The 8,618-nt window shown below is 73.1% G+C and carries 8 protein-coding genes; 2 read left to right on the top strand and 6 right to left on the bottom strand.

The window, feature by feature from the left end:
* The first annotated feature begins 2 nt into the window (after positions 1-2).
* Complete coding sequence (locus AB0F81_RS49080) at positions 3-1,604, top strand: glycoside hydrolase family 3 N-terminal domain-containing protein (RefSeq protein WP_360210978.1); 1,602 nt, start codon at positions 3-5, stop codon at positions 1,602-1,604.
* A 12-nt stretch (positions 1,605-1,616) separates the two neighbouring features.
* Here the strand turns inward: AB0F81_RS49080 and AB0F81_RS49075 are convergent, their stop codons facing one another.
* The 6 genes from AB0F81_RS49075 to AB0F81_RS49050 form a co-directional block, all read right to left on the bottom strand.
* A complete protein-coding gene (locus AB0F81_RS49075) occupies positions 1,617-3,032 on the bottom strand; it encodes a carboxyl transferase domain-containing protein (protein WP_360210976.1) in 1,416 nt (471 codons plus the stop codon).
* Positions 3,033-3,064: 32 nt separating this feature from the next.
* A complete protein-coding gene (gene fabF / locus AB0F81_RS49070; protein ID WP_360210975.1) occupies positions 3,065-4,291 on the bottom strand; it encodes a beta-ketoacyl-ACP synthase II in 1,227 nt (408 codons plus the stop codon).
* 1 nt (position 4,292) lies between these two features.
* A complete protein-coding gene (locus AB0F81_RS49065; protein ID WP_360210973.1) occupies positions 4,293-4,535 on the bottom strand; it encodes an acyl carrier protein in 243 nt (80 codons plus the stop codon).
* 53 nt (positions 4,536-4,588) lie between these two features.
* Entirely contained in the window at positions 4,589-5,539 is a 951-nt protein-coding gene (locus AB0F81_RS49060) for a beta-ketoacyl-ACP synthase III (protein WP_360210971.1), read from the bottom strand.
* 14 nt (positions 5,540-5,553) lie between these two features.
* On the bottom strand, positions 5,554-6,723 hold the full coding sequence (locus AB0F81_RS49055; RefSeq protein ID WP_360210969.1) for an acyltransferase domain-containing protein: 1,170 nt from the start codon (positions 6,721-6,723) through the stop codon (positions 5,554-5,556).
* Positions 6,724-6,903: 180 nt separating this feature from the next.
* Positions 6,904-8,058, bottom strand: coding sequence for a helix-turn-helix domain-containing protein (locus tag AB0F81_RS49050; protein WP_360210980.1), 1,155 nt, complete (start codon positions 8,056-8,058; stop codon positions 6,904-6,906).
* A 370-nt stretch (positions 8,059-8,428) separates the two neighbouring features.
* On the opposite strand from AB0F81_RS49050, the gene AB0F81_RS49045 reads away from it, so the two are divergent.
* Positions 8,429-8,618: hypothetical protein (locus AB0F81_RS49045; RefSeq protein WP_360210967.1), on the top strand; the 190-nt coding region annotated here is incomplete at its 3' end.

Below are 8,618 nucleotides of genomic sequence, written 5' to 3'. Positions count from 1 at the left end.
TGATCATCACCGCGGGGCGGGTGCTCGCCTGTCAGCGCAGCGCCCCGCCCGAGGCGGCGGGCAAGTGGGAGTTCCCGGGCGGCAAGGTCGGGCAGGTCCTGATGCCGTATGCGTACGGCAACGCCGCCACCACGGTCGACAAGGCGGCCGCCGCCGGCAATCAGCAGCTGGCCGGGGTGAACACACCGGCCGAGATGATCGCCAAGTACCGGCTGGGCGGCCTGATCCTGGTCGGCTTCAAGCCCCAGGACCCGACCGGCGACACCAACCCCACCTCGAACGTCGAGAACCCGAAGCAGGTGCGCGCGCTCACCGCCGGCCTGCAGGACGCGGCCGCCAAACTGCCCGCCGCGGCGCCGCTGATGATCGGCACCGACCAGGAGTACGGCGTGGTCACCCGGATCACCGAGGGCGTCACCATGCTCCCGTCGGCGCTGGCCTTCGGTGCGGCCGGGCAGCCCGCGCTCACCGAGGCGGCCTGGCACGCGGCCGGCCGGGAGCTGGCGGCGATGGGCATCACCGCCGACTTCGCTCCGGTCGCCGACACGCTGGGCACGCAGGGCAGCGCGGTGATCGGCTCCCGGGCGTTCGGCGCCGACGCGACGGCGAACGCCGCCCAGGTCGCCGCCGCGGTGCGCGGGCTGCAGGCGGCCGGCGTCGCGGCCACCCTCAAGCATTTCCCGGGGCACGGGCACACCACCGGGGACAGCCACGACGAGCTGCCGCTGATCGCGCAGAGCCTCAAGGACTGGCAGGCGCAGGATCTGCCGCCGTTCCGCTCCGGCATCGAGGCGGGCGCCGGGCTGGTGATGTCCGGCCACCTCAACCTGCAGGCCGTCGACAAGGGTGTCGCCGCGACCTTCTCCCGCAAGGTGATGACCGACGTGCTGCGCGGGCAGCTCAAGTTCACCGGCGTGGCGGTCAGCGACGCGATGAACATGGCGCCGGCCCGCAAGTGGCCGGCCGGCGAGGCGGCGGTGCGTGCGCTCAACGCCGGCAACGACATGCTGCTCATGCCGCCGGAGATCGGGGCCGCCCACGACGGCATCATCGCCGCGCTGAAGACCGGCAGCCTGAAACGGGAGCGCCTGGTCGAGGCGGTCACCCGGATCCTCACGCTGAAGTTCAGGACCGCGCAGAGCGCTCAGCCGGACCTCTCGGTGGTCGGCTCGGAGGAGAATCAGCGGGCGGTCGCCGCGCTCGACGCCGCCTCGATCACGGTGCTGCGCGGCCGCTGCTCCGGACCGCTCGCCTCCGGCGCGGTCACGGTGACCGCGCCCGCGTCCCGGGAGGTCGCCCGGGTCACCCTGGTCAAAGCCCTGCAACAGGCCGGCATGAACGTCCAGGCCGCCGGTGGCGCCGGCATCCATCTGGTGGGGTACGGCGACCGGCACGCCGACCTCGACGACGCCGCGGCGATCACGGTCATGATGGACAACCCGGCCCTGCTGGCCCTGTCCAAGTCGCCGACGCTGATCGCCACGTACTCGTCGAGCAGGCTGTCGCTGACCGCCCTGGCCGCGGTGATCGCCGGCAAGGCGGCCGCGCCGGGCAAGTCGCCGGTCGCCGTCGGCAAACTGCCCCGCAGCGCCTGCGTGAAGTAGGCGTCCCGGAGGCTACAGCGGGATGTTGCCGTGCGTGCCGCGCCCGGCCGGCGCGGCCGCGAGGGCCTCGGCGATCCGCCGGCGGGTCTGTTCCGGCTTGATGACCTCGTCCACCACGCCGATCTCCAGCGCCCGGTGCACGCCGCCGGCCACCTCGAGCTGCTCCTGGACCAGCTGCGCGCGCAGCGCCTCCCGCTCCTCGTGCGGGGTGGCGGCCAGCTTCTTGCGGTGCAGGATGTTCACCGCGGCGCTCGCGCCCATCACCGCGACCTCGGCGGTCGGCCAGGCGAAGACCGCGGTGGCGCCGAGCGAGCGGGAGTTCATCGCGATGTAGGCCCCGCCGTACGCCTTGCGGGTCACCAGCGTGACCCGGGGCACCACCGCCTCGGCGAAGGCGTGCAGCAGCTTGGCGCCGCGGCGCACCACACCGTCCCACTCCTGGCCCAGGCCCGGCAGGTAGCCGGGCACGTCGACCAGGACGATCAACGGCACGCCCAGCGCGTCGCACATCCGCACGAACCGGGCGGCCTTCTCGGCGCTGGAGGCGTCGAGGCAGCCGCCGAGCCGCAGCGGGTTGTTCGCGATCACCCCGACCGTACGGCCGGCGAACCGGCCGAGCGTGGTGACCACGTTCGGCGCCCACCTGCTGTGCAGCTCCACGCCCGGCTCGTCGAGCAGGGCCTTGACCACGGGCTTCACGTCGTACGCCCGGTTGGTGGCGGCCGGCATCAACGTGTCCAGGCGCTGGCCGGTGCTGGTGCCGGGGGCGACGTCGTCCGGGGAGAGCCGTCCCTGCCGCCCCAGCAGCACCACCAGCTTGCGGGCCTCGCTCAGCGCCGACGCGTCGTCCGCGGTGGTGACGTGCACGACGCCGGAACGGCGGCCGTGCGGTTCGGCACCGCCGAGGCGTTCCATGTCGACCTGCTCGCCGGTGACGCTGCGCACCACCTCCGGCCCGGTCACGAAGATCCGGCCGGCCTTGCTCATGATCACGATGTCGGTGAGCGCCGGGCCGTACGCCGCGCCGCCGGCCGCCGGGCCGAGCACGACCGACAGCTGGGGTACCCGCCCGGAGGCCCGCACCATGGCGGCGAAGACCTGCCCGACACCGTCGAGCGCGACCACGCCCTCGGCGAGCCGGGCACCACCGGAGTGCCACAGGCCCACCACCGGGACGCGGTCGCGGATCGCGGCGTCGATGGCCGCGACGATGTGCCGGCAGCCGTCCAGGCCCAGGGCGCCACCCATCCGGGTGGCGTCCGTGGCGAACGCGATCACCGTGGCCCCGTCGACCAGGCCTCGTGCGTACACCACACCCGAGTCGTCCCGGGGAACGAGCAGACGCAGGGTGCCGCGGTCGAAGAACGCCCGCAGGCGCAGCTCGGGGTCACGGTGGTCGACGTCGACCTCGGGGGAGGTCAGGGTCACGGCTTCTCCAGACGAGGGGATTGCGGAGGGGGTCAGGCGCGGGTGAAGACCAGCGCCACGTTGTGCCCGCCGAAGCCGAACGAGTTGTTCATCGCGGCCTGGATCTCGGCGGAACGGGCCTTGTGCGCCGCCACGTCGAGGTCGAGACGCTCGTCGGGATCGTCGAGGTTGATGGTCGGAGGGATGATGCCGTCCCGAAGGGCCAGGATGGTGGCGATCGACTCGAGCGCGCCGGCCGCGCCGAGCAGGTGGCCGGACATCGACTTGGTCGAGGTCAGAACGGGGTGGTTGCCGACCGCTTCCTTGATGCCCTTGATCTCGCCCATGTCGCCGACCGGGGTCGAGGTCGCGTGGGCGTTCACGTGGTGGATGTCGGCGCCGGTCAAGCCGGCGTCCTGGATGGCCATCCGCATGGCACGGATGCCACCGCGGCACTCCGGGTCCGGCTGGACGATGTCGTACCCGTCCGAGGTGATGCCGGCACCGGCGAGGCGTGCGTAGACCGTGGCGCCGCGGGCGGCGGCGTGGTCGGCACGCTCCAGGATCAGCGCGCCGGCGCCCTCACCGAGGACGAAGCCGTCGCGGTTCTTGTCCCACGGCCGGGACGCCTTCTCCGGCTCCTCGTTGCGCGTGGACATGGCGCGCATCGAGGCGAAGCCGGCGATCGGCAGCGGGTGCACCACGGCCTCGGTGCTGCCGGCCACCACCACGTCGGCGCGACCCGCGCGAATCAGGTCGAGACCGAGGGCGACGGCTTCCGCGCCCGTCGCGCAGGCGCTGGCCATGGCCCGGACACCGGCCCGGGCGCCGAGTTCCAGCCCGATGTACGCGGCCGGACCGTTCGGCATGAGCATCGGGACCGTGTGCGGGCTGACCCGCCGCGGCCCGGACTGCTCCAGGATGTCGTCCTGGTCCAGAAGGGTGATCGCACCGCCTATTCCGGTGCCGTAGCTGACCGCGAGACGGTCGGGGTCGAGCCCCGCCTCGGCCAGCCCGGCGTCGGCCCAGGCCTGCTTGGCCGCGATCACGGCCATCGCTTCGGCGCGGTCCATCCGGCGCAGCCTGACCCGCTCGATCACCTCGGAGGGCTCGACGGCGAGTTGGGCGGCTATCCGGACCGGGAGGTTGCCGGCCCACTCCTGGGTGAGCGGACCCACCCCGGAGCGGCCGGCGAGCATGGCGTCCCAGGTGGACGCGACGTCCCCGCCCAGCGGGGTCGTCGCGCCGAGCCCGGTGACGACGACGTCTACGTTGCTCATGTCAGGCGTTCGCCTCGATGTAGGAGACGGCGTCGCCGACGGTCTTGAGGTTCTGCACCTCGTTGTCGGGGATCTTCACGCCGAACTTCTCCTCGGCAGCCACCACGACCTCGACCATGGACAGCGAGTCGACGTCCAGGTCGTCGGTGAAGGACTTCTCCTCGGCGACGTCCTCGGGGTTCACCCCGGCGACCTCCTCGAGGATCTCGGCGAGGCCGGAGGTGATCTCTTCGCGAGTAGCCATTTCTGGATTCTTTCCTCTCGATGTGGTGGAAATGTGCGACGGCAGGATGCTGCTCAGGGGCAGCGGACGACCTGACCGGCGTAGGTGAGGCCGCCGCCGAAGCCGAAGAGCAGGACCGGGGCCCCGGAGGGCACCTCGCGGCGCTCGATCAGCTTGGACAGGGCCAGGGGGACGCTCGCGGCGGACGTGTTGCCCGACTCGATGAGGTCCTTGGCGACGATCACGTCCGGGCCCAGGCCGAGCCGCTTGACGATGCCGTCGATGATCCGGGTGTTGGCCTGGTGCGGGACGAAGGCGGCCAGCTCGGACGGGTCGACCCCGGCGCGCTTGCAGACCTCGATCGCGAACGGCGCCAGGGCGGTGGTCGCCCAGCGGAAGACCGTCTGGCCCTCCTGCTTGATGTACGGCTGCCAGCCCTCGATCTTCAGGGCGTCGCCCTTGTCCGGCGCGGAACCCCAGAGCACCGGGCCGATCGCGGCCTCCTCGCCCTCCGGGACCGCGCTCACCACGGCGGCGCCGGCGGCGTCACCGAACAGCACGGCGGTGGTGCGGTCCGACCAGTCGACGACGTCGGAGAGCTTCTCCGCGCCGATGACCAGGGCGTTGCGGGTGGCGCCGGCGCGGATCGCGTGGTCGGCGGTGCCCAGCGCGTAGGAGAAGCCGGAGCAGGCGGTGTTCAGGTCGTAAGCGGCCGGCGCGGCGATCCCCAGCCGGGCCGCGACGCGGGTCGCCACGTTCGGGCAGCGGTCGATCGCGGAACAGGTCGCCACGACCACCAGGTCGATGTCGGCGGCGGTCAGCCCGGAGGCGGCGAGCGCTTTCTCCGCCGCGTAGGTCGCCATGTCGGCCACCGACTCGGAGTCGGCGACCCGCCGCTCGGCGATGCCGACCCGGTCCCGGATCCACGCGTCGTTGGTGTCCAGGGTGCTGGCCAGGTCGTCATTGGTGACCACGCGCGAAGGCTGGTAGTGGCCCATCGCGACGATGCGGGAACCCGCGGTCATCGTGCCTCCCAAGTTCATTGCTGTCCGCCGATGCGGGCGAGGGGTTGACCCGGGGCGACCGGGTCGTCGTGGTGGGCCAGCCACTCGGTGAGCACACCGGCGGCGTGCGAGGTCACCTCGACCGGGCCCTGGCGGGTCTGCACCGCGCCGATGACCTGACCCGGACGCACGTCGCCGCCCTCGGCGAGGCCGTCGGCCGGCCGGAACGTGCCGGCGCCGGTGGCCACCACCACGCGGAACTGCGGCACCGGCTCGTGGCTGGGCGCCACACCGTGCCGGGCGATCAGATCGCGGGCGGCGGGCAGGTCCGCCGGGGTGTTCAAGGTGACGATCTCCGGCGCGCCCTCGCCCTTGAGTTCGCGCTTGACCAGGCCGGTCAGGGTGCCGGCCGGGGGAAGTTCGATGACGGCGGTCACGCCGAGGTCGGCGAGCGCGCGCATGCACAGGTCCCAGCGGACCGGCGCGGTCACCTGGCGGACCAGGCGCTGGAGCATCTCGCGGCCGTGCACGACGGCGGACCCGTCGAGGTTCGACAGCAGGATCCGCTCCGGGTCGTGCACGGTCACCCCGCCGGCGACGGCGGCCAGCGCGGCCTCGGCGGGCGCCATGTAGGGCGTGTGGAAGGCGCCGGCGACCGCCAGCGCGCGGACCCGGGCGCCGGCCGGTGGCTCGGCGGCCAGCGCGGCCAGCCCGTCCAGCGAGCCGGCGGCGACGATCTGGCCCGAGGCGTTGCGGTTGGCCGGGTGCAGCCCGTGCTTCTCGATCCCGGCGAGCACCTCGTCGGGGTCGCCGGCGAGCAGGGCACTCATCCCGGTGGGCTCCAGAGCGCAGGCGGCGGCCATCTCTCGGCCGCGGACCCCGGCCAGGGTGATCGCGGCCTCGGCCGGCAGCACACCGGCGAGCGCGGAGGCGCCGAGCTCGCCGACGCTGTGGCCGGCGACCAGCCCGACGTCGTGCATCGGCAGGTGCTCGGCGGCCAGCATCGCGGCGGCGACCAGCAGCGGCTGGGTCCGGGCGGTGTCCTTGATCTCCTCGGCGTCGGCCTGCGTGCCGAGGTGGATCAGATCGACCCCGGCGAGCGCCGACCACCAGCGGAGGCGGGCCTCGGCACCGGGGAGTTCGAGCCAGGGGGAGAGGAAGCCGGGCTTCTGCGAGCCCTGACCGGGCGAGAGAACTGCGAGCACGTCCTCGACTCTTCCGGATGGGAGGGGGATGCGGGGTTGCCGGGCACGACCAAACCCTACGACGAGGGTTGTAGGTTTCCTACAAAAGAGGGGTGGATTTGGGGGTTCTAGGCCTGTTTTATGGTGCAGGTCGTTTGGCGCCGATGCCGCTCCGAGCGGTGTGTTCCGCGTAACACCGGGTCAGCCGGGAGGGTCCAGACGGCCGATGGTGAGTGCCATCCGCAGGGCGAAGGCGTCCCGGCCGTCCAGCGGGGAGAGCGCGGTCACCTCGGCGACCCGGCGCAGCCGGTACCGGACGGTGTTCGGGTGGACGAAGAGCTCGCGGGCGGCGCTCTCCAGCACGCCGCCGGAGGAGAAGAAGGCGTCCAGGGTCTCCAGTAAGCCACTCCCGGCCCGGGCGAGCGCACCGTAGACGTCGTGCCGCAGCTTGCGCCGGGCGTCCATGTCGCCGGCCAGGACCCGTTCCGGCAGCAGGTCGTCGGCGGCCACCGGGGACGGCGCGCCCGGCCAGGCGCCGGCCGCCCGGAATCCGGCCAGCGCGGCCCGCGCCGACTCGGTCGCCTGGTCCAGCGAGGGCACCGCGGGGCCGACCACGATCGGACCCTCGCCGAAACTGGAGCCCAGCGCGATGGCGGTGGCAACCGGATCGCTCGCGCCGCCCACCACGACGACCAGGCGGTCGCCGTGCACCCCACCGATCACCTCCAGCCGGGCCCGGCGGGCGGCCCGGTAGACCGCGTGCAGCACCGCGGTGATGTCTCCTCCGGGGGAGCGGCCCACCACCACCGCGACCGGTGGCGCGTCCGCCCAGCCCAGCGCGGCCGCCCGGCTGGCCAGCACGTCCGAGGAGTCGCCGCGCAGCAGCGCGTCGACGAGCAGGGCCTGCAGCCGGGCGTCCCAGGCGCCGCGGGACTCGGCGGCCCGCGCGTAGACCCGGGCGGCGGAGAAGGCGATCTCCCGGGAGAACCGCAGGATCGCCTGGATCAGCGCCTCCCGCTCGCCGGCCTCGGCGAAGCGCGGCACGTCCGCCTCGGCGACGTCGATGGTGACCTTGATGAGCTGCACGGTCTGGGTGAGCGTGATCGCCCGGGCCAGCGCGCGCGGCGCCGCGGCGAACACCTCGTCGGAGATCTCCTGGGTGGCGGCGACCGTTCCGCCGGAGCGCAGCCACTCCACGAGCGACCGGACGCCCGCCTGTGCGACGAGCATCACCCAGGAACGTTGGTCCGCCGGGAGCGCGCGGAACCACGGCAACGTCTCATCCATGCGGACCACAGCCGCGCTCGCCAGCGCGCCGGCCTGTCGTTCGATCCGGCGCAGAGTGCCCGGGAGCAGCGGATTCGCGGGGCTCTCGGTGCGCGGTGGATCGGCCGGATCGGCGCCCTTGGCGGGCCGGGCGGCGGCCGGTGCGCTGTGCGGTCGGGCGGTTTCTGCCACGCGCTCAGCGTGACACGGCCCGGCCGTTCGGTGACCGGGGGCGTGTCCGGCATCCGGATGACATGGCACTGAACACAGAACAGCGAGGGTTTTTAGGGTGTTTTATGACATTTGACCGGTGTAGCGGTGCGCCTCTCCCGCGATTTCGGTCGGTGACCTGGCATCGTGTCGGACTAGCGCGGTGCCGGTCGGTGTTAACACCGGGCGACGCCGTGCCGATGAAGAGACGGTGCCGGTCGAGTTGCGAACCACGGATCGAGGAGGCGAGATGATGGAACGGGATGACGCGTTCGCGCGCACCGAAAGTGATCCCGCCCTCGAAGAGGTGCCGGTCCCCGCGCCGGCCGACGAGGAACCGGTCACCGAACCCGGATTGGGCCGCGTCGGCTGCCGCACCGATCTGCGCGGCTGGGCCGGTGCCCACCTGCACGGCGCGGCGGCGGGGGCGCACCGCCCCG

Source organism: Actinoplanes sp. NPDC024001 (assembly GCF_040638955.1).
GTDB lineage: Bacteria > Actinomycetota > Actinomycetes > Mycobacteriales > Micromonosporaceae > Actinoplanes.
This window is presented reverse-complemented; position numbering and strand designations above follow the sequence as displayed.